Here is a 20,165-nt window from a genome sequence, read left to right as displayed (position 1 = left end):
GGTGGAAAAAAGGAGAGTTGAATCGGTGGATCAGGCAACGGCCGCCACAGCGGGATCGTTGTGGGACTTTCCGCCTTCGAGGTATGCCGCCCGGACTTCCGGGCTCTGCAGCAGTTCGCGCCCGGTACCGCTCATGACGATGCTGCCCTGCTGAAGCACATAGGCGCGGTGTGCCACGCGCAGTGCCTGGTTGGCGTTCTGTTCGACCAACAGGATCGTCATGCCATGGTCCCGGTTGAGCATCTCGATGATCTCGAAGACCTTCCGGATATAGATCGGCGCAAGACCCAGTGAGGGCTCGTCCATCAGCAGCAGCCGGGGATGGCTCATCAGTGCGCGCGCGATCGCCAGCATCTGTTGCTCGCCGCCCGACAGGGTACCGGCGAGCTGCTGGCTGCGCTGTGACAGGATCGGGAACATGTCGAACATGCGCTGCATATCGGTACCGCGAGTCGCGGGATCGGCGAACGTCGCGCCCATCAGCAGGTTCTCGGTCACGGTCATGCGAGGGAAGACGCGCCTCCCCTCCGGGGAGATCGCAATGCCGCGCCGGGAAATCTCATGCACACCGAGGCCCTGGAGCGAAGCGCCCTGGAACAGTATGCGGCCGCGGGAAACCCGCGGTGCGCCCAGGATACTGGTCATCAGCGTGGATTTTCCCGCGCCGTTGGCACCGATCAGCGTTACCGTCTCGCCCTCGCGGACAGAGAGCGATACGCCCCTCAGCGCGTGGACGTGCCCGTAGTGGGCATGTACATCTTCAATCTGCAGAATCATGCCGCGGCCTCCGTCTCGGTCAGCATCTCCGCGTCGCTTTCCGGTTCACCCAGATACGCGGCCACCACATCGGGATCGTTCTGAACCTGCTCCGGCGAGCCTTCAGCAATCTTCTTGCCAAAGGACAGCACGTGGATATGGTCGGACACGTTCATGACCACGCTCATATCGTGCTCGATCAGCAGGATGCTCAGGCCAGTCTCGCGCGCCAGGCGCGTCAGCAGCGCATTGAGCTCCGCCGACTCGCGCGGGTTCAGGCCCGCCGCTGGTTCATCGAGACAAAGCAGCACCGGGTCCACGCACATGGCGCGCGCAATTTCCACCTTGCGCTGCAGGCCATAGGGCAGTCCGCCCGCGGCCGTATCCGCGCAGTCCTCCAGCTTCAGCGCCTGAAGGCTGCGGTAGGCCTTCTCCATCGCTTCTTCCTGCGCGCGACGGTATCCCGGCAGCCTGAACAGCCCCGCCAGGCTGAAGCGGGACGCCTTCTGCAGTGCGTTGTGCTGGGCCACCACCAGGTTCTCCATCACCGTCATCTTCGGAAACAGGCGGATGTTCTGGAAAGTGCGCACCACGCCCGCCTTGCGCGTCACGTCGTGGCTCGGCATGCATTCCAGGTGCAGGTCTCCGTGCCGGGGATGCATCATCCGGATTGAGCCGGCAGTGGGCTTGTAGAAACCGGTCAGGCAATTGAACAGTGTCGTCTTGCCGGCGCCATTCGGGCCGATCACCGAGGTGATCTGGCCCTCCCCGACCGTCAGCGACAAGCCTTCGATGGCCTTGATGCCACCAAAGCGCATCTCCAGTCCGTCTACAGTGACTAGTGTTCTTCTCATCGGCCGTTCTCCACGACAGGTGCACCGCTTACCGGAATGGCACGGTCCGTGCGTGCCCGCTTGCGCAGGTATTGCTTGAGCGTCAGCGTCGGCTCCCTGACGGACATCAGGCCGCCGGGCCGCCAGACCATGATCAGGACCATGGCCGCCCCGAACAACAGCATCCGATATTCGGCAAAGTCGCGACCAAGCTCCGGCAGGAGCACCAGAACCAGCGCGGCCAGCACAACGCCCAGCTGGCTGCCCATGCCACCCAGGACGACGATGGCGAGCACGGTTGCGCTTTCGCTGAAGGTGAAGCTTTCCGGCGAAATGAAGCCCTGGCGCGCGGCGAAGAAGACGCCGGCGAACCCGCCCAGCATCGCGCCCAGCGCGAACGCCGACAGCTTGACATTGGTGACGTTGATGCCCAGCGCCTTGCAGGCAATTTCGTCTTCCCGCATCGCCTCCCAGGCCCGGCCCACCGGCAGACGGCGCAGGCGAAGGACCAGCACGTTGGTCAGCAGGGCCAGCGCAAAGATCAGGTAGTACAGGAAGATCACACGATGATCGTTGGAATACTCAAGGCCGAACACGCTGGAGAAGGTCGGCGTATCCGCCGACCTGCTGAACGGCAAGCCGAAGAAGCTCGGCCTCGGAATGGAAGAAATGCCGTTGGGGCCGCCGGTGAGATCGGTCCAGTTGAGCATCACCAGCCGGATGATCTCGCCGAAGCCCAGCGTCACGATCGCCAGGTAGTCGCCGCGCAGCCGCAGCGTGGGGTAGCCCAGCAGGATCCCGAAGATCGCGGCGAACAGGCCGGCCAGCGGCAGGCACGCCCAGAACGAGAGCCCGAAGCCGATCGACAGCAGCGCATAGCTGTAGGCGCCAATGGCGTAGAACGCCACGTAGCCAAGATCAAGCAGGCCGGCGAGGCCCACCACGACATTGAGCCCCCAGCCCAGCATCACATAGATCAGTACCGTGGTCGCAATGTCGACCAGATACCGGTTGCCCGAGAAGACGATCGGCAACGCCACGGCGATCCCGAGCGAGATCCAGCCAAGCGCCCTGGTGAACGCCGGTGGTTCGCGAAGGCGCGGCAATGCAGGCGTCTTCATGGCCTTGCGCAAGCGCAGGCGGTCGATGACCAGCATTTGCAGCACGCGCGCGGCGAACACCACACCCACGGCAACGGCCAGCGCGTCCCAGCGGGTCTGGAGTTGCAGCTTGCCACCCGCGTCCACCGTGGTGATGCCGATCAGCGGGATACCCAGCACGATGCCGATCAGGGCCACGCGTACCGCATCCCCCAGCCGCGCGCGCACGCCGCGGAATCCGAAAACATGAAGTGTGCTCATCAGACTTTCTCCACCTCCGGCCGGCCGAGCAGTCCGCAAGGCCGCACCACCAGCACCAGGATCAGGATGGCAAAGGTGGCGACGTCCTTGTACTCCGCCGAAAAATAGCTGCCCCAGAACGACTCGATCAGGCCGATCAGGAGCCCGCCCAGCATTGCCCCCGGGAGCGATCCGATGCCACCGAGGACCGCCGCGGTAAACGCCTTCACACCGACCAGGAAGCCAATGCTGAAATCGACAACGCCGTAGTACAGCGTCACCATGGTCCCTGAGATGGCCGCCAACCCCGCGCCCAGCATGAACGTCAGCGAGATCGTGCGGGCGACGTTGATGCCGAGGAAGCCGGTCATGGTCCGGTCCTGCTCACAGGCCCGCTGTTGCCGGCCAAAGGCGGTGCGCGTGATCAGCCATGTGAAACCGCCCATCAGCAGGAACGTCGTCGCCACGATCAGGATCTGCACGTAGGACAGGTAGACCGCGGATTCGCCGTTGCCCGCCACTTCGATGCCGCCGGTAATCACCGGCGCCAGCGCCTTGACGCGTGCGCCCTGGCTTAGCTGGACGAAGTTCTGCAGGAAGATCGAAACGCCGATCGCCGAGATCAGCGGCGCGAGGCGCGATGCGCCACGCAGCGGGCGGTACGCCACCCGCTCTACCGCCCAGCCATAGGCGGACGTGAACAGGATGGTAAGGAACAGCACCCCGACCAGCGTGAGCGGTACCGAAGTCACGCCAAGCGCAGTCATCAGGGTGAATCCTGAAATGGCGATGAAGGCGCTGATCATGAACACTTCGCCGTGCGCAAAGTTGATCATGCCGATGATGCCGTACACCATGGTATAGCCGATGGCGATGAGACCATAGACGGCACCCAGGGTCGCACCATTGATGAACTGCTGTAATGCGAGATACATGAAAGGCTCCAACAACCGCTATCGCAACCCGTGCAGCGCACAACCGCGCTGCAATACCCATGCTCAGTGGCAGTGCCGCGCCGTGCGAGGCACTGCCACCACTGCGTCAGTTTGCGTAGCCGTATTGGTTCCCGCTCCAACGATAGACCACGTAGCCGGGCCTGGTGAGGTCACCCTTGCTGTCGAAGCTGATGGGCCCGACCACCGTCGAGTAGGTGCCGTTGCGCAGCGCCTTCTGGACGGCCTCTGGCTTCACGCTGCGTGCCCGCTCGGCCGCCTGCGCGAATACCTGGATCGTCGCGTACGAATACAGCGTGTAGCCATCGGGCTCGACCTTCGCCTTGCGGAAGCGCTCCACCACGTCCTTGGCTTCGGCATTCTTGCGCGGATCCGGGCCGAAGGTGAACATCACACCGTTCGCTGCGGGGCCCGCGGCAGACAGCAGTTCCGTGTTGGTCAGCGTGTCGCCGCCCATGACGGCGAGCTTGAGTCCGGCTTGCGCCGCCTGGCGCAGGATCAGGCCAAGTTCGGTGTAGTACCCACCATAGGCCAGCACTTCGATGCCGGCAGCCTTCAGCTTGCTCACCAGCACGTTGTAGTCCTTCTCGCCTGCGGTGATCGACTCGCGCAGCGATACCTTGGCCTTCTGGTCGGCGAGGGACTTCGCCACCTCGTCCGCCAGGCCCTTGCCATAGGCACTCTTGTCATCGACCACCGCGATCTTCCTGCCGTTGAAATTCCTGGCGAGATAGGACGCGGCAACATTGCCCTGCTGGTCATCCCGGCCGGTCACGCGCACGATGTTGGCCAGGCCGCGCTCGGTGACCTTCGGGCTGGTCGAGATGGTCGCCATGGGGATGCCGGCATCGTGGTAGACCTCCGATGCGGGAATGGTCGAGCTCGAACAATAGTGGCCGTCCACGAACACCACGCCCTTGTTGACCAGCGTGTTGGCAACGGACACCGCCTGTTTCGGGTCGCAAACGTCGTCGCCAACCACCAGCTTCAGCTTCTGTCCCAGCACGCCCCCCCTGGCATTGATATCTGCAATTGCCTGCTCGGCGCCGGTGCGCATCTGCTCCCCACCCGACGCATACGGGCCAGTCATCGGCCCGGCAACACCAATCAGCAAATCGGCCCAGGCCGAATGGCTCACCCCCAACATCAGTCCGGCCGCGCAAACGCTAACCGACAGCAGCTTCTTGCTCATCTCGTCCCTCACTTGGTACGCTCACTTGCGGATCGCAGGCAACGGTGTGCGCATTGCGTGGATCCTGCCCAGGCGCCTGCTTCGCGGCAGATCGCCAGTTCCGGTGTGCCAATGCCGTAGTTCGACAACGACCTTGGTTGAGCGAAATTCTGCTGGCTATCGCGCGCCGCCGCTTGCATCCAGGCAGAGCAAGATTTGCGGCTTTTTGCATAACGATCTGCAGCAGAGCCGCATAGGCAAGGGGTTTCCGCTTAGGGGTATTCACCTAATACGCACAATCATGGATCGCACGGCACAACCACTGTGCGGGAATGGCGCGGTATCGGTGCGAACCCCGGACGATCCTTGCAGCCACAAACAAAAAAGGTGCGCCCATGGACGCACCTTTCGCTGCCGTGTCGCGGGGTATCAGAACCGCTCTGCCACCGCCTTCATCTGCAGAAACTGCAGCAAGTAGTCAGGACCGCCCGTCTTCGTGTCCGTACCGCTCAGATTGAAGCCGCCGAACGGCTGCACACCCGCCAGCGCGCCGGTGCACTTGCGGTTGAAGTACAGGTTCCCGACATGGAATTCGCGGCGAGCCTGTTCGATCCGGCTCCGGTCGCGCGAATAGAGCGCGCCGGTCAGGCCGTAGACGGTGTTATTGACCGCCTTCAAGCCCTCTTCGAAGTTCGCCACGCGGGTCACCGCCAAGAACGGCCCGAAGACTTCCTCCTGGAAGATGCGGGCATCCTGCGCGACATCGCCGAAGATCGTCGGCGCGAAGAAGTAACCGTCCCCCTCCAGCCGCTTGCCGCCGGTCAGCAACTTGCCTTCCCCCTTGCCGATCTCGATGTACTCGGCAACCTTGTCGGCTTGTGCCGCATTGCACACCGGCCCCAGGTCCGGGTTGGTGTCGGCAGCGCCCACACGCAGCTCCTTGGCACGGGCAACGACCTTCTCCACCAGCGCGTCGTAAACCGAATCGACCACGATCAGGCGCGAGCATGCCGAGCACTTCTGGCCGGAGTAGCCGAACGCGCTCTGGATCACGCCCAGGGCGGCCGCGTCCAGGTCCGCGGTCTCGTCCACCAGGATGGCATCCTTGCCGCCGAGTTCCAGGAACACGCGCTTGATCCACGTCTGCCCGTCGCGCAGCCTGGCCGCCGACTCGTGGATCGCGATGCCGGTCTTCAGGCTGCCGGTGAAGTTGATGAAGCGGGTCTTGGGATGGTCGACCAGGTAGGCGCCGATCTCGCTGCCGATGCCGGGCAGGTAGTTGATGACGCCCGGCGGGAAGCCGGCTTCCTCGAAGATCTCGAAGACCTTGGACAGCGACACGATCGTGTCTTCGGCCGGCTTGCAGACCACGGTATTACCGACCACGATGGCGCCCATCAGCATCCCGGTCATCAGCGCCATGGGGAAGTTCCACGGCGCGATGGTGACGCCGACGCCCAGCGGGATGTAGAAGCTCTTGTTTTCTTCCCCGGAATAGGCGTTGAGGTGGCCCACACCGTCGACAAAACGCAGGGCCTGCCGGGCATAGTACTCGGTGAAATCGATCATCTCGGCAACTTCGGCGCTGGCCTCGACATAGTTCTTGCCGATCTCCTGGACCAGCCACGCTTCCAGCTCTTGTTTGCGCCCACGCATGATCTGCGCGGCCTTCAGGCACAGCCGCGAGCGGTCTTCCTGGGTCCAGCGCTTCCACCCCTCGAAGGCAGTCCAGGCAGCCTGGATCGCCTGCTCGGCATGGTCGACACCCGCCTTGCTGGTGTGCCCGACAACTTCGCCGGGCCGCGAAGGATTGGTCGAGGTGAGCTTCGCCGCCGTCTCGATCTTCTTACCATCGATGATCAGTGGGTAGGTCTTGCCGATTTGCGCACGGACCTTGTCGAGCGCGCTGCGCATGGCATTGAGTGATGCTTCGGTGGTGTAAGTATCGAAAGGTTCGCTCTGAAAGGGGATGACGTTCACGTTGGGGTTCTCCGCGTTCAACCAGTAGGCCCGAGCCGGCGGGCGTTGCCGTCCGCGCATCGGAATCGTGCACATCTCGCGCTGCAGCCACGCTGCGACGCCGGATGCGTTGCCCGGGATTTTGTGGTGCGTGGCGCCGCGCGTCTTGCATGGCGGCCTGCCTAAAGCAGCGGATTACTGCACAACGGGAATGGTCGGGCGCGCGCCCTGCCCGCTGGCCCGAGCGGGTAACGAATGGCGGAAACCGCGTGATAACATCGCGCTACCCACGCCGCAGCCGCCCCCTACGACAATCATGCTCGACACCAAGAACCTATTGCACGGGATCGACCTGGTACTGGATCTGGCGCTGATGGAGCAGGTATTCGACCGGCTTCCCAACGTCCTTTTCTACGTCAAGGACAAGGAGGCGCGCTACCTGATGGTGAATGCCACCCTGGTCGAGCGCAGCGCCCTGGTCAGCAAGGAAGACGTCATCGGCAAGACGGCAGACGAGCTGTTCGAGGTCACTGGTTCGAGCACGCTGATGCAGGACCTGAGCGTCATCCGCAGCGGCGAGCCGATCACCGATGTGCTGCGCCTGTTTTTCTCGGCCGATGGGCACCGGCAATGGTGCCTGAGTTCGAAGTTTCCGGTCAGGGATGCGGAGGGCCAAATCGCCGGCCTGCTGGGCATCTCGCGCATCCTGCCCCGCCCGGACGAGAAGCACGCCAGCTACAAGCGCCTGCTGCAGTTCCTCAAGCGCCTGGAAGAGCCGGCGCAACCGAACCTGCGCATCAGCGAGATCGCCCGCGAAGTACAGTTGTCACTGGATACCCTGGAGCGGCTTTGCCGCGAGGTGTTCGGGCTGACGCCGAAGCAGATCATGATGCGCATGCGGCTGGACCGCGCCTGCCGCCTGCTGGAGACGACGGATGCCAGCATCACCGACATTGCCGCCGAATGCGGCTATGCGGACCACAGCGCGTTCTCGCGGCAGTTCAAGGCAGCAACCCTGTGTACGCCCCAGCAATACCGTGGGGCGCATCGTACGTCTTAGCTGCGTCCGCATGCCCCGCGCGAGCGCTGAATCAGTCTTCCCCGTCCACGTGGCACAAGATCCGGTGTGCCAGGCGCAAATGGGGCCGGTCGATCATGGCGTTGCCGAGCCTTGCCACGCCCGAGGCGCCGACCCTGGAGAAGGCGTCGACGACATGCCGGGCCCAGCGCACCTCTTCCTCTTGCGGCATGAAGGCCTGATTGATGGCGTCGATATGTGAAGGATGGGCGGCGGCCTTTGCGGTAAAGCCGTCGCGCTTTGCCTGCGCGGCTTCCTGCCCGATCTGCGCGGGATCTGTCAGGCTGGTGCTGACCGCGTCGATGGCATCGATGCCGGCCTGGGCGGCCGCCATCAGGCACATCGTGCGTGCCACGGAGAATGGCGCGGTGAGTTCCTTGCCGATATGCGACGAGAAAGCGCCCAGGTCGGCGGCAAGATCGTCCACGCCCCACATCAGCGCCCGCAGCCGCATCGGCGCATTGCGATAGGACGAGAGGCCGAAGACGCCTTCGGACGATTCCGTCGCCATGGCGATGATGGCGACCTCCCAGTTGTCGGGCAACAGTGCGCACTCAAAGGCTGCGAGGAAGTCACAGAGCCGGTGTACATCGTCGACGCTCCGGCACTTCGGCAGCACGATCGCGTTTGGCCGGTGCGGGATCACGGCGGCAAGGTCGCGCAGGATATGGCCTGACGCCAGCCCGTTGACGCGCACCAGCAAGGCCGGCTCCATCGACGCGCGGTTCTGCTCCAGGAACGACACCAGCTTGCGCCGCGCATCTTCCTTGCCATGCTCCGGCACGGCGTCCTCGAGGTCGAACACCAGGCCGTCCGCCCCCGACTTCAGCGATGCCGCCAGCTTGCGGTCGCTGTCCGCGGGAACGAAAAGAAGGGAGCGCAGGCGCTGTGGCAGGTTGTCGTGCATGGTCGCTGGTCTCCGGAAACCGATTTGGCTAGGCTAGTGGCGGCCAGGCATCACGGGCCTGGCATGCTGCCAACAATGCCAGCGATCGCGCGACCAGGCAAACCGGGTTTTCCGAAAGCAGGTTTCGCCAACGGCGAATGGGTCGAAGCCGGGCGCCGGTGTCGGTCCGGCCCCATCCCTTATGGATCGGGTGAACGGCGCAGCCCAACACTTCATACCGTCCGCGGCGCCGCTGACATCACGCCAGCCTTCTCCCCATGCAGAATGCTGCGCCTGCGCCCGGCAGGCACGATCGTTGCGGATTCTCGGTACGAGCGCCCCCGCTCTCTAACCCCTGGAGAACCACCATGACCACCCTGATCATCCGCGACCTGCCCAGCCGCACCCTCGACACCACCGCAATGTCCGCAATCCATGGTGGAATCTACCGGACGCCGCAACAAATTCTGGCGTGGCAAGTCACCCATCTGCCCGCCACGCCGGACGGCCGTGTGCTAGGCCCCGATGGCCAACTGCACGTGCCCTCGATCTGACGACCCAACGTCCACCGCCATCAGCACGCTCGATACCTTGAACACCACCGACCGCTCCCCGACCGCCAGCCCGAAGCGGTCGGCGCCGTGCGCCGAGTGAGATGGCCAGCGGTTGCAAGAGGAAGCTTTCGCGTCCAGTGTCAGGTAATCGATACCACACACGTCCCGCCACTTCACCCGGCTCTTGTCCTTGTATCGACGCTTCTACTCGTCAGGCCGGACGTTCGTACTACCGATATTCCGCGAAGTCATTATGCAGATGCCGCACATGACAAAACTGTCGATGTGCCAGAAGTGATGAGGGTTTCCACCGATCTATATTTGAACGACAAATTTTGTTTCAGCCGGGGGCGACTACCACCTGAAGGGAGGTGGGAAATGAGCAAGAAACTGTTAGTACTGGGGGCGACGACGGTCGCGTTGTGCGCCGGGGCGGCATGGGCTGGGACTACCGGTCCACGCGACGTTTACACAGATGGCGCCATGGTGAGGACGCCAGATCCATACAGTGATGGGGCAAAGACAAGCAAGTTCGATGTCTACACGGACGGTGCCAGAATCTCGGACAGGCGTGACGCCTTTTCCGACGGCGCAAGGATCGATAAGCGTGACACCTTTACCGATGGCGCAAGGACTATCGATAAGCGTGACACGTTTACCGATGGCGCTTGATGGCATACCAGGCCGATCAAGCATGATCGCGCAGCATCGAGGCCAAGGCACTGCCTTGGCTTCTTCTTTTTCATCGGCAGCATCCGTGCTGTTCGGGCCCTAGGCCAGCCCCACTGTCATACCCGCATTCCATCCTTCCCAATCGGCGGCACTCGCCCGCCCGGCGTTGACCGGTGACAGCGCTGGTGGCGCTGTCATTCGCCTGTCATCACGCCCGGAAACAATACGCGGCGATACAGGGCGCAGATATTCCTCTCAGCCAAGCGACGGCCTGACGCCGCGCACCAGTGGAATGTTTTGGACGCCCGCCTTTTTCCATCCGAAATGAAAACGTTTTCATTCTGGCCAGCCTTGACCGGGCACAGTGGAGCGCAGCGGCAATGACTGGGAGGCATAGTCCCGATGGCAAGGCGAGATCCGGCAGCGGTCCGACGCTGGCAGACGTCGCGGACGCCGCGCGTGTTTCGCTGGCGACGGCCTCCCGCGTCTTCAGCCATCCCGCCATGGTGCGCGACAGCACCGCGCAGCGCGTGCATGACGCCGCGCGCAGGCTGGACTTCCGCCCGAACCTGCTCGGCAGCAAGCTGCGCGCCCAGCAGACGCGGATGATCGGCGTGATGCTGCCGACGATGGACAACGCGGTGTTCGCCGAGTGCTGGCGTGGCATCGAGGAGGCCGCGCTGGCCGCGGGCTACTCGCTGATGCTGGTCACCAGCGGCTACGACCCGATGCGAGAGCGCGAGCGGATCGAGTACCTGCTGCGCCATCGCGTGGACGGCATGGTCCTGACGGTGGCGGACGCCGCGCACAGCGCGGTGCTGGACCAGCTCGACGCCGAGGGCGTGCCCTACGTGCTGGCCTACAACCAGGCGGGCCCGCGCAGCCGCAGGCATTCGGTTTCCGTGGACAACCGCGGCAGCGCCTGCAACGGGGTGGAGGCGCTGATCGCCGCCGGGCACCGGCGCATCGTCGTGGTGTCCGGCGCGTTCGTTGCCTCGGACCGCGCGCGCCAGCGCTATGCTGGCTACCAGGACGCGATGCGTGCACACGGCTTGGCGCCGTTGCCCGTGCTGTCCCTGCCCTCGCATACCGCCAGCAACGCTGCACAGATCCGCGCGCTGATCGACGAAGACGATGCCCCCACCGCCTTCTTCTGCACCAACGACCTGCTGGCCATCGGCGCGATCTCGGATCTGCGGCGGCTGGGTCTGCGCGTGCCCGCCGATGTCTCCGTGCTCGGCTACGACGGGATCGCGCTCGGCAGCGTGATGGAGCCCCCGCTGGCGACCGTGGTGCAACCCAATACCGACATCGGCGCGCGCGCCGTCGCCCACTTGCTGGCGTGGCTGCATGCGCCAACCGGCGAAGCGCCAGCCGCCGCGCGCGTGACCCTGCTGCCGCATGCACTGCGCGTGAGCGGAAGCATCGCCGCGCCGCCGGCCGTTCCGTTCACCGTGACCTGACATCTTTCCACCGACCGTTGCCACCAAGGAGCCTTTCATGCAACCGTTCTCGTCCTGGCGCCGTCCGCTGCGCCGGCTCACCCTGATGCTTGCCGCAGCCGCGTTCAGCCACGGCGCCTTCGCGCAGACCGCAATCTGCTACAACTGCCCGCCCGAGTGGGCCGACTGGGCCACGCAGATCCGCGCCATCAAGGACAAGACCGGCGTCACCGTGCCGCTGGACAACAAGAACTCAGGCCAATCGCTCGCGCAACTCGTGGCGGAGAAAGCGAGCCCCGTGGCGGACGTGGTCTACTACGGCGTGACCTTCGGCATCCAGGCAAAGAAGGACGGCGTGACCGCCCCGTACAAGCCGGCGCACTGGAACGAGATCCCGGACGGCCTGAAGGATCCGCAGGGCAACTGGTTTGCGATCCACTCCGGCACGCTCGGCTTCATGGTCAATGTGGACGCGTTGCGCGGCAAGCCCGTGCCGCAGTCCTGGGCCGACCTGCAGAAGCCTGAGTACAAGGGCCTGATCGGCTACCTGGATCCCGCCAGCGCATTCGTCGGCTATGTCGGCGCCGTCGCCATCAACCAGGCGCTGGGCGGCTCGCTGGATAACTTCGGCCCGGCCTTCAAGTTCTTCAAGGACCTGCAGAAGAACCAGCCGATCGTACCGAAGCAGACCGCCTACGCGCGCGTGCTGTCCGGCGAAATCCCCATCCTGCTCGACTACGACTTCAACGCGTACCGCGCCCGCTACAAGGACCATGCCAACGTGGCGTTCGTGATCCCGAAGGAAGGCACGGTCGTGGTCCCCTACGTGATGAGCCTGGTCAACAAGGCGCCGCACGAGGCCGAGGGCCGCAAGGTGCTCGACTTCGTGCTGTCCGACGCAGGCCAGGCGCTGTGGGCCAATGCCTACCTGCGCCCCGTACGAAGCGCCGGCATCTCGAAGGAAGTGCAGGCGCGCTTCCTGCCGGCTGCCGAGTATGCGCGGGCAAAGCCCGTCGACTTCTCCCGCATGGCCGAGGTGCAGAAGGCCTTCAGCGAGCAATACCTGAAGGAAGTCCGCTGAAGCCGCCGCCGGCCCCAGCCCGCCGGTCCCCTTGCGTCCCCGCCGCTGCGGGGACGCACGCCACCGCACGGTCCCTGCCATGACAAAGCGAAATCTTCTCCTGTTCGGCTTCGCGCTGCCCGCGCTGGTCGTCTTCCTCACGTTCTTCTGCCTGCCGATGGCGCGACTCCTCGCTGTCAGCGTCGACGGCCCGCAGGGCGCCGGCGTGTACTGGACCGTGCTGACGAGTCCGCGCTACCTGCACAGCCTGGCGGTCACGGTGCTGCTGTCCGGCGCCGTCACGCTGGCGACGCTCGTCATCGCCGGGATCGCCGGCACCTTCCTGCAGCGCAACGCCGTGCCGGGCAAGTTCGCGCTGGTCGCGGTGCTGACGTTCCCGCTCGCGTTCCCGGGCGTGGTGATCGGCTTCATGGTCATCATGCTCGGCGGCCGCAACGGCCTGTCGGCGATGCTCGGCGACTGGCTCGCGGGCGAGCGCTGGACTTTTGCCTATGGCCTGGCCGGCCTCTTCGTGGGCTACCTGTACTTCTCGATTCCGCGCGTGATCCTGACGGTGATGGCCGCGGTCGAGAAGCTCGACGCCTCGCTCGAGGAAGCCGCCCGCTCGCTCGGTGCGAGCCCATGGCGCGTGGTGTGCGACGTGATGCTGCCCGCGCTGATGCCGGCGCTGCTGTCCAGCGGCGCGATCTGCTTCGCGTCCAGCATGGGCGCCTTCGGCACCGCCTTCACGCTGGCGACGCAGCTTGATGTGCTGCCGCTGACGATCTACAACGAATTCACCAACTACGCCAATTTCGGCATGGCCGCCGCGCTCTCGATCCTGCTGGGCGCAGTGACGTGGGCGCTGCTGGCCGTCGCACGCTGGTTCTCCGGCGATGCCGTCGCCGCCACCGCGTAGGAGACCGACGATGTTTCCCGTTCGCCCTCGCTTTCGCTACTGGCTGCAGCTCGCGCTCACGCTGACCGTCTGCCTGTTCATGATCGTGCCGGTCGTGCTGTCCGTGCTCGCCGGCCTCACCAACAATATCTTCGTCGGCCTTGCCAGCGGACTGACCACGCGCTGGATCGAGGAAGTCTGGTCGCTGTACCGCAACACCATCTTCCTCTCGCTGGGCATCGCGCTGGCGTGCCTCGCCTGCACGCTGGTGCTCGGCGTGCCCGCCGCCTACTACATGGCGCTGCGCCGCAACCGCGTGACGCGCCTGATCGAGGAACTGCTGATGCTGCCCGTGGCCATCCCCGGCCTGGCTACCGCGCTCGGCCTGATCCTGCTCTACGGCCAGTGGCAGGCACTGCGCACGAGCTGGGTCTTCATCCTGATCGGGCATGTACTGTTCACGCTGCCCTTCATGGTGCGCGCCGTGCTGGCGATCCTGTCAGCCATCGATATCCGCACACTCGAGGAAGCCGCCTCGAGCCTCGGCGCCGGCCGCATGCAGCGCTTCTTCACCGTGATCCTGCCCAACTGCCGCCAGGGCATCCTGGCCGGTGCGCTGATGGTGGTCACGCTGTCGGTCGGCGAGTTCAACCTGACCTGGATGCTGCACACACCGACCACGCAGACGCTGCCGGTCGGGCTGGCCGACAGCTATGCGTCGATGCGCCTGGAGATCGGCTCGGCCTACACCATCGTCTTCTTCGTCATGATCATTCCGCTGCTGGTGCTGATGCAGGCGCTGACCTCCATGGGCGCGCGCGCCCGCCGACATGCCCGCACCGACACGCCGGCGCCTGTCGCCGCGCCCACCCCGACCGCTCGGGCCGCCACCTCCACCGAGACCCGCCATGCATGAAGCCACCACCATCCGCCTGCGCCACTGCGGCAAGACCTTCGCCGACGGCGCGCCGGCATTGCAGCCGCTGGACCTCGACATCGGCGCGGCCGATACCCTGGTGCTGCTCGGCCCCTCCGGCTGCGGCAAGACCACCACGCTGCGCATCATCGCGGGACTGGAGTCGCCGGACGCCGGTGGCGAGGTCTGGTTCGGCGGCCTCAACGTGACCGCGCTGCCGATCGAAGAACGCGGCGTCGGCATGGTGTTCCAGAACTACGCGCTGTTTCCCAACATGACCGTTGCCGAGAACATCGGCTACGGCCTGCGCGTGCGCCGCGTCGATGCCGCCACACGGCGGCGCCGCGTCGACGACATGCTGGGCATGATGCATCTCGGGCCGTTCGCCGACCGCCGCGTCGACCAGCTCTCTGGCGGCCAGCGCCAGCGCGTGGCGCTAGCCCGCGCCATCGCCGTGCAGCCGCGCGTGCTGCTGCTGGATGAGCCCCTGACCGCGCTCGATGCCAAGCTGCGCGACACCCTGCGCGCCGACATCAACCAGCTGCTGCGCAGCCTGCGCATCACGGCCGTCTACGTGACGCACGATCAGGCCGAGGCCATGGCGCTCGGCGACCGTATCGTCGTCATGGAGCGGGGCCGTATCGCGCAGTCAGGCACACCGCAGGAGATCTACCGGGCGCCGGGCAGCGCGTTCGTGGCGGACTTCATCGGCACGATGAACCGCCTGCCCGCCACGGCGGAGACCGGCGTCTGGCGCCTGCCCGGCGGCGCGTTGCCGCGTGCTGGCGCCGCTCCCGCCAGCGGCTGCGCCGAACTGATGTTCAGGCCAGAGGATGTGGCACTGGCGGAAGCGCATGACGCGCACCTGCTCGGTGCGGTCGTGACCGCGCTGTTCCTCGGCAACTGCACGCGGCTGCTGGTGGACGTTGGCGCCGGCGCGCCGCTGATCGTCGATACCACCCGGCGCGACGCCTGGCGCGCGGGCGACCGCGTCGGCCTGCGCATCGATACCGCCCATATGATCACGCTGGCGGAGGCCCAGGCAGCATGACAACGCCCTATCTCGTCGCGCACGTCACGGACCTGCACATCAAGGCCGCCGGCAAGCTGTCGTATCGCATGGTCGATACCGCTGGCGCGCTGCACCGCTGGATCGACACGCTGCTGGCCGCGCCGCAATGCGCGGACCTCGTCGTCATCACGGGCGACCTCGTCGACTTCGGCGCCGAAGCCGAATACCGCTTCCTGCGCAGCATCCTGCAACGGCTGCCGATGCCCTACCGGCTGCTGCCCGGCAACCACGACAGCCGCAACGCGCTGCGCGCGGTCTTTGCGGACCATGACTACCTGTTCGCTAATGGCGATGGCGAGGCACCGGTGCACTACGCGGTCGAAGCAGGGCCGCTGCGCATCGTGGGCTTCGATTGCACGGTACCGGGCAGGTCGGGCGGACGCGTCGATGCCGCGGCACTGCCGTGGCTGGAGGCGACACTCGCCGCGGCTCCGACCACGCCAACGCTGTTGCTGCTGCACCATCCGCCCTTCTATACGGGCATCGGGCATATGGACGAGCAAGGTCTGGAGAACGCCGCGACGCTCGAAGCTGTGGTGCGGCAGCATGCGCAGGTTGAGCGTGTGCTCTGCGGGCACCTGCACCGGCATATCACGCGGCGCTTCGGCGGCACCATCGCCATGACGGCGCCCGCGCCGGCGCATCAGGTAGCACTCGATCTCGATCCGCAAGCGCCGTCGCGTTTCCGCATGGAGCCGCCTGGCTACCTGCTGCACTGGTGGCATCCGCAGCATGGACTGGTGACACATGCGGCCGCGATTGGAGACCATGGGCCGGCACATCCGTTCTTCGATGCCGAGGGCAAGCTGATCGACTGAGTGTCACGCTGAAGCCATCGCGCTTGCCCTCCGAGGCGCGGACGACAACGCCCTACAGTCCCAGCGCCCGCCCGTCGCTGCGCGGGTCGTGCGCGCCGGTGAGCTGTCCGTCCGGATCGAGCCGGATCGCGCCCGGGTGGCCGGCAAGCTGGCTCTGTGCAGGAATCGGACTTAACTGATGTCCGCGCGATGCCAGTTCGCTGAACACCGGCACGCCGGCATCCTGTTCCAGCTTCAGGCTGTCGCGGCTGTCCGAGAAGGTCTTGCCCAGCAGGAAGCGCGGCCGGCCCAGTGCCGTCAGCGGATCCATGCCGTAGTCGATCATCCGGGTGAGCACCGCGGCCAGCGTCTGCGGCTGGCCGTCGGCACCTTGCGTGCCGTACAGCAGGCTGGGCCGTCCGTTCTTCAGGTAGATCCCGGGATTGAGCGTGTGGAATGGCCGCTTGCCGCCCCGCAGCACGTTGGGGCTCGCGGGGTCGAGGCTGAACGAGGCGCCACGGTTGTGCCAGAGCACGCCGGTGTCGCCGACGACGAGGCCGCTCCCCCAGTCGAAATAGACGGTCTGGAGCATGCTTACGCAGCGGCCGTCCTTGTCGGCGGCACCGATATACACCGTGTCGCCGGGCTTGAATAAATGCGGCCACGGCATGGCCCGGTCCATGCGGATACGCCGCGCGTGGGCATCGAGATGCTGCCTGGACAGCAGGCGGTCCAGCGGCACGTCGACAAAATCGGGATCGGCGACGTAGCGGTTCCGGTCCAGGAACGCCAGCTTGACCGCCTCGACCAGCAGGTGATAGTAGTCCGTGCTGCCTTCCGGGATGCCCGCCAGATCGAAACGGTCCAGGATCCCCATGATCTCCAGCGTGGTCACGCCTTGCGTGGGCGGACGCAGGCCAAGCAACTCGCCACCGCGGTAGGCGACGCGCAGCGGCACTTCTTCCCGCGCCTGGCAACGCGCCAGGTCTTCGCTGCGCAACGGGGAGCCGGCCTTCGCCAACCCGGCGGCGAGCCGCCCCGCCACGTCGCCCTCATAGAACTCCCGCCCGCCCTGCGTCGCGACCCGGTCCAGGGTGCGGGCCAGTTCGGGCTGCCGGAACATTGCGCCGGGCTTCGGCATGCGTCCGTCCGGCATGAAGACCCGGCCGAAGCCGTTCCAGCCTGCCAGGTCCGCCGTGCGGAACTCTTGCCAGAAGCACTGTGAAGGCGTGACGGGAAACCCGTTGGCGGCGTACTCCGTTGCCCGCGCCAGCAAGCCGGACCAGGGCTGGGCACCGCCCCAGTGACTGCGGCTGAAGGCAAAGGCACGGTCCCAGATGGCAACGGTGGCCGCGGCAGTGAGGGCCGCGCCGGGCCCCCGCAGCGGAATGGCGCCGGCATAGCCCGGGGTCTGCGACGCGGCCTGACCGATGCCGGAAAACGTGCGCACGCTGCCGTCGCGATCGCTGACCACCAGGAAGGCATCGCCCCCCAGCCCGGTAAAGTGGGGATACGTCACGCTCAGCACCGCGCCGATGGCGATCGCTGCCTCGATGGCGTTGCCCCCGGCCTTCAGCACTTCCAGCCCCGCCTGGCTGGCGAGTTCATGCGGGCTCGTGACCATGCCCGCGGACGAACGTGCCAGGCCCGCGCGCCCGGCTGGCGGCGCCTCGTGTGCGACGGCAGGCAACACCGTGCTGCCCGCCAGCGCTGCAGAGCCGGCCAGGAATGTCCGGCGCGATGTGCCGGCACTGCAGCGATCCACTTCACTCAGATATTCCATACCCTCTTCCCCCGGAAACGCAGCAGCCGGGCAGCGCATTGCCTCCCTGCGCCGGCTGCCGTGATGTCGAATCAATGGTGGTGCCGGGGCCGTGTCGCCGCTTGCGCGAAACCCCGGCAGGACACGTCAGCTCAGGCCTCGCTCTTCCACATGCCACGGCTGACGGGTAGCGCCTTCCGGGGCGGCATAGCGCTGCTTGATCCACGCATATGCCGGTCCCAGCGCGTTCATGGCGACGACTGCACCGAGCGCGACGACCGGATCGCCCGGTACGGGACCAAAGCCACCGAACAGCGTGGCGAAGTACGAGGCAAAGCCGAAGAACATGCCGGGGATAAAGCGCAGCGTGGCGAACACGCGCGCGAGGAACATCATCGAGGCATTGAGCATGAACAGGATCACCATCTCCGCCACGATGAGGGCGGGCCCCGAGAACTGCTCGGCCGCCTGCCTGAAGCAGAGCACGATCACGAAGGCAAACAGCGAGCCCACCGGCAGGGTCGGCCATATCTTCTTCAGGTTCTCCGGCGTCGGCCCGCCCATGGCAAAGGTCGCGGCCCAACTGATGAAAATGGCCCATGGCGGCAGGTGCGAGGCGTGCGCGGCAATGGGAACCGTGGTGATGGCAAGCAGTGAAGCCACGACTTCGGCAGGCAGCTTTCTCATGATCGTCTCCTTGTTGGACTGGCGTGGCGTCAGTGCGCGCAGCACCCGTGCCGGTGGATTTCACAGCGATGCTGGGTGACTACGGTGATCTTTCCGCGCTTCACCACCCACAGGCGCGGGGGGATATCGATCAGCACATCCGCCACCTTGAAGGTGTCGAGGATCACCAGGTCAGCCTGCCGGCCGACCGCCAGGCCGTAGGTCTCGTGCAGCCCGATGGCGCGCGCCGCGTTGTGCGTGCCCATGTCGAGCACCGCCAGCTGGTGCTCCGGCACGCCGAACTGGGCCACGTGCGCGAGCATGTTGCCGATCTGCAGCATGTCTGCCTTGCCGAACGGCGTGAACGCATTGCGGATGTTGTTCGAGGAATACGCCACGTTGACCCCGCCGCTGTGCAGGGCCTTCACCGGCGCGAGCCCGCGGCGCTGGTTCTGTACGTCCTTGCGCCCGCCCAGGTAGAGATCGGTGGCGGGCAGCGTGACGATGCTGATGCCGGCCTCGCGTATCTGCCCGATCAGCGGCTGCAGCTGATCCGCGTCGAGCGCGCCGAGGCTGGTGACATGGCCCAGCGAGACGCGTCCCTGGTAGCCGGCCTCGATCGTTTTCTGCGCGATGTACGACACCGCGGCAAAGCGCTGGTCGCCGGTGTCGTCGGCGAAGTCGGCATGCATGTCGACCGGCGCGTCATACCGTTGCGCCAGCTCGAAGACCATGTCGATATGCCGCACAGTGTCGGCCCAGGTCAGCTCGTTGTACGGGCAGCCGCCCACCACGTCGGCGCCCATGTCCATGGCCTCCATCATCAGCTCGCGAGTGCCCTGGGACTTCAGGATGCCCTCTTGCGGGAAGGCCACGATCTGCAGGTCGAGCAGGTCCTGGTACTCCGCCTTCAGTTCCAGCAGCGTCTCCACCCCGATCAGCCCCTGGATCAGGTCGACATCGGGGTGGGCGCGGATGGCCACGGTGCCGTGCCTGACCGCCATGTCCAGCACCTGCCGGGAGCGGTCCAGCACGTCCTGGCGCTGCTGCTTGCTCTTCAGGATGCCGGTGACGCGGATGGCCTCGTCCAGCGTGCCGAAGCGCGCCGGCAGCCGGCGGTGCAGCAGGGCCTTGTCCAGGTGGAGGTGGGGCTCGACCAGCCCCGGGATGGCCGCGCGCCCGCCGGCCTCGATCACTGCATGCGCCGGCGCGTCGATGCCGGGTTCCATCGCGGCAATGCGGCCGTCGCGGATGGCGATATCGGTAAGGGGTGCGTCGTCGTGGACGCAGGCGTCCCGGATCAGCAGATCCAGTTGCATGGCTTGTCTCCTCAGGTCTCTTTTTTCGGGA

At 65.7% G+C, this 20,165-nt stretch carries 19 protein-coding genes; 9 read left to right on the top strand and 10 right to left on the bottom strand.

Annotation, left to right across the window (positions count from 1 at the left end):
- Positions 1-30: 30 nt before the first annotated feature.
- From ABNX08_RS05965 to pruA, 6 genes are all read right to left on the bottom strand, one after another.
- Positions 31-774, bottom strand: a complete 744-nt coding sequence (locus tag ABNX08_RS05965; RefSeq protein WP_349609637.1) for an ABC transporter ATP-binding protein — start codon at positions 772-774, stop codon at positions 31-33.
- On the bottom strand, positions 774-1,610 hold the full coding sequence (locus ABNX08_RS05960) for an ABC transporter ATP-binding protein (RefSeq protein WP_022534254.1): 837 nt from the start codon (positions 1,608-1,610) through the stop codon (positions 774-776). Before ABNX08_RS05960 ends, ABNX08_RS05965 begins: the two co-directional genes overlap by 1 nt.
- Positions 1,607-2,950 carry a high-affinity branched-chain amino acid ABC transporter permease LivM gene (gene livM / locus ABNX08_RS05955; protein WP_349609380.1) on the bottom strand — a complete coding sequence of 448 codons (1,344 nt, stop codon included), beginning with the start codon at positions 2,948-2,950 and terminating at the stop codon, positions 1,607-1,609. The genes ABNX08_RS05960 and livM overlap by 4 nt, the downstream gene beginning before the upstream one ends.
- Complete coding sequence (locus ABNX08_RS05950) at positions 2,950-3,864, bottom strand: branched-chain amino acid ABC transporter permease (RefSeq protein ID WP_041680982.1); 915 nt, start codon at positions 3,862-3,864, stop codon at positions 2,950-2,952. The genes livM and ABNX08_RS05950 overlap by 1 nt, the downstream gene beginning before the upstream one ends.
- A gap of 106 nt (positions 3,865-3,970) precedes the next feature.
- The gene (locus ABNX08_RS05945; protein WP_022534251.1) at positions 3,971-5,074 is read right to left on the bottom strand and encodes a branched-chain amino acid ABC transporter substrate-binding protein; all 1,104 of its coding nucleotides are present in this window, start codon (positions 5,072-5,074) and stop codon (positions 3,971-3,973) included.
- Between the two features lie 408 nt (positions 5,075-5,482).
- A complete protein-coding gene (pruA, locus tag ABNX08_RS05940) occupies positions 5,483-7,033 on the bottom strand; it encodes an L-glutamate gamma-semialdehyde dehydrogenase (RefSeq protein WP_041681299.1) in 1,551 nt (516 codons plus the stop codon).
- 67 nt (positions 7,034-7,100) lie between these two features.
- Between pruA and ABNX08_RS05935 the strand changes: the two genes are divergently transcribed.
- Complete coding sequence (locus ABNX08_RS05935; RefSeq protein ID WP_349609383.1) at positions 7,101-8,072, top strand: helix-turn-helix domain-containing protein; 972 nt, start codon at positions 7,101-7,103, stop codon at positions 8,070-8,072.
- A 31-nt stretch (positions 8,073-8,103) separates the two neighbouring features.
- On the opposite strand, the gene ABNX08_RS05930 is transcribed toward ABNX08_RS05935, so the two are convergent.
- Positions 8,104-8,997, bottom strand: coding sequence for a CoA ester lyase (locus ABNX08_RS05930; RefSeq protein ID WP_022534248.1), 894 nt, complete (start codon positions 8,995-8,997; stop codon positions 8,104-8,106).
- 347 nt (positions 8,998-9,344) lie between these two features.
- Here ABNX08_RS05930 and ABNX08_RS05925 point away from each other — a divergent pair, with 347 nt between their 5' ends.
- The 8 genes from ABNX08_RS05925 (at position 9,345) to ABNX08_RS05890 (ending at position 16,408) form a co-directional block, all read left to right on the top strand.
- Positions 9,345-9,530 (top strand): hypothetical protein, encoded by a 186-nt coding sequence (locus ABNX08_RS05925; protein WP_022534247.1) that lies wholly within the window; start codon positions 9,345-9,347, stop codon positions 9,528-9,530.
- Between the two features lie 378 nt (positions 9,531-9,908).
- Positions 9,909-10,202 carry a hypothetical protein gene (locus ABNX08_RS05920; RefSeq protein WP_022534246.1) on the top strand — a complete coding sequence of 98 codons (294 nt, stop codon included), beginning with the start codon at positions 9,909-9,911 and terminating at the stop codon, positions 10,200-10,202.
- Positions 10,203-10,582: 380 nt separating this feature from the next.
- A complete protein-coding gene (locus ABNX08_RS05915) occupies positions 10,583-11,665 on the top strand; it encodes a LacI family DNA-binding transcriptional regulator (protein WP_022534245.1) in 1,083 nt (360 codons plus the stop codon).
- Between the two features lie 37 nt (positions 11,666-11,702).
- Positions 11,703-12,725 carry an ABC transporter substrate-binding protein gene (locus ABNX08_RS05910; protein ID WP_349609386.1) on the top strand — a complete coding sequence of 341 codons (1,023 nt, stop codon included), beginning with the start codon at positions 11,703-11,705 and terminating at the stop codon, positions 12,723-12,725.
- A 79-nt stretch (positions 12,726-12,804) separates the two neighbouring features.
- Complete coding sequence (locus ABNX08_RS05905; protein ID WP_022534243.1) at positions 12,805-13,623, top strand: ABC transporter permease; 819 nt, start codon at positions 12,805-12,807, stop codon at positions 13,621-13,623.
- A gap of 10 nt (positions 13,624-13,633) precedes the next feature.
- Positions 13,634-14,518 carry an ABC transporter permease gene (locus tag ABNX08_RS05900; protein ID WP_022534242.1) on the top strand — a complete coding sequence of 295 codons (885 nt, stop codon included), beginning with the start codon at positions 13,634-13,636 and terminating at the stop codon, positions 14,516-14,518.
- Positions 14,511-15,569, top strand: a complete 1,059-nt coding sequence (locus tag ABNX08_RS05895) for an ABC transporter ATP-binding protein (protein ID WP_022534241.1) — start codon at positions 14,511-14,513, stop codon at positions 15,567-15,569. The genes ABNX08_RS05900 and ABNX08_RS05895 overlap by 8 nt, the downstream gene beginning before the upstream one ends.
- A complete protein-coding gene (locus tag ABNX08_RS05890; RefSeq protein WP_022534240.1) occupies positions 15,566-16,408 on the top strand; it encodes a phosphodiesterase in 843 nt (280 codons plus the stop codon). The genes ABNX08_RS05895 and ABNX08_RS05890 overlap by 4 nt, the downstream gene beginning before the upstream one ends.
- Positions 16,409-16,460: 52 nt before the next feature.
- Here ABNX08_RS05890 and ABNX08_RS05885 read toward each other — a convergent pair whose 3' ends face one another.
- The 3 genes from ABNX08_RS05885 to ABNX08_RS05875 all read right to left on the bottom strand — a co-directional run bounded on the left by ABNX08_RS05885 (position 16,461) and on the right by ABNX08_RS05875 (position 20,134).
- Positions 16,461-18,170 (bottom strand): gamma-glutamyltransferase family protein, encoded by a 1,710-nt coding sequence (locus tag ABNX08_RS05885; RefSeq protein WP_349609390.1) that lies wholly within the window; start codon positions 18,168-18,170, stop codon positions 16,461-16,463.
- Between the two features lie 126 nt (positions 18,171-18,296).
- Positions 18,297-18,836: a DUF1097 domain-containing protein gene (locus ABNX08_RS05880; protein ID WP_022534238.1), complete on the bottom strand. Its 540-nt coding sequence runs from the start codon at positions 18,834-18,836 to the stop codon at positions 18,297-18,299.
- Between the two features lie 29 nt (positions 18,837-18,865).
- Complete coding sequence (locus ABNX08_RS05875) at positions 18,866-20,134, bottom strand: amidohydrolase family protein (protein WP_349609392.1); 1,269 nt, start codon at positions 20,132-20,134, stop codon at positions 18,866-18,868.
- Positions 20,135-20,165 lie beyond the last annotated feature (31 nt).

It is taken from the genome of Cupriavidus sp. DF5525 (assembly GCF_040149425.2).
GTDB classification, from domain to species: domain Bacteria; phylum Pseudomonadota; class Gammaproteobacteria; order Burkholderiales; family Burkholderiaceae; genus Cupriavidus; species Cupriavidus pickettii_A.
This window is presented reverse-complemented; position numbering and strand designations above follow the sequence as displayed.

What these genes read in the sequence shown, in the direction of transcription:
- ABNX08_RS05895 (WP_022534241.1), top strand. Translation starts at nt 14,511, where the DNA reads ATGCATGAAGCCACCACCATCCGCCTGCGCCACTGCGGCAAGACCTTC.
- ABNX08_RS05930 (WP_022534248.1), bottom strand. Translation starts at nt 8,997, where the DNA reads ATGCACGACAACCTGCCACAGCGCCTGCGCTCCCTTCTTTTCGTTCCC.
- ABNX08_RS05920 (WP_022534246.1), top strand. Translation starts at nt 9,909, where the DNA reads ATGAGCAAGAAACTGTTAGTACTGGGGGCGACGACGGTCGCGTTGTGC.
- ABNX08_RS05945 (WP_022534251.1), bottom strand. Translation starts at nt 5,074, where the DNA reads ATGAGCAAGAAGCTGCTGTCGGTTAGCGTTTGCGCGGCCGGACTGATG.
- ABNX08_RS05915 (WP_022534245.1), top strand. Translation starts at nt 10,583, where the DNA reads ATGACTGGGAGGCATAGTCCCGATGGCAAGGCGAGATCCGGCAGCGGT.
- ABNX08_RS05885 (WP_349609390.1), bottom strand. Translation starts at nt 18,170, where the DNA reads ATGGAATATCTGAGTGAAGTGGATCGCTGCAGTGCCGGCACATCGCGC.
- ABNX08_RS05960 (WP_022534254.1), bottom strand. Translation starts at nt 1,610, where the DNA reads ATGAGAAGAACACTAGTCACTGTAGACGGACTGGAGATGCGCTTTGGT.
- ABNX08_RS05900 (WP_022534242.1), top strand. Translation starts at nt 13,634, where the DNA reads ATGTTTCCCGTTCGCCCTCGCTTTCGCTACTGGCTGCAGCTCGCGCTC.
- ABNX08_RS05925 (WP_022534247.1), top strand. Translation starts at nt 9,345, where the DNA reads ATGACCACCCTGATCATCCGCGACCTGCCCAGCCGCACCCTCGACACC.
- livM (WP_349609380.1), bottom strand. Translation starts at nt 2,950, where the DNA reads ATGAGCACACTTCATGTTTTCGGATTCCGCGGCGTGCGCGCGCGGCTG.
- ABNX08_RS05875 (WP_349609392.1), bottom strand. Translation starts at nt 20,134, where the DNA reads ATGCAACTGGATCTGCTGATCCGGGACGCCTGCGTCCACGACGACGCA.
- ABNX08_RS05890 (WP_022534240.1), top strand. Translation starts at nt 15,566, where the DNA reads ATGACAACGCCCTATCTCGTCGCGCACGTCACGGACCTGCACATCAAG.
- ABNX08_RS05950 (WP_041680982.1), bottom strand. Translation starts at nt 3,864, where the DNA reads ATGTATCTCGCATTACAGCAGTTCATCAATGGTGCGACCCTGGGTGCC.
- ABNX08_RS05910 (WP_349609386.1), top strand. Translation starts at nt 11,703, where the DNA reads ATGCAACCGTTCTCGTCCTGGCGCCGTCCGCTGCGCCGGCTCACCCTG.
- ABNX08_RS05880 (WP_022534238.1), bottom strand. Translation starts at nt 18,836, where the DNA reads ATGAGAAAGCTGCCTGCCGAAGTCGTGGCTTCACTGCTTGCCATCACC.
- ABNX08_RS05905 (WP_022534243.1), top strand. Translation starts at nt 12,805, where the DNA reads ATGACAAAGCGAAATCTTCTCCTGTTCGGCTTCGCGCTGCCCGCGCTG.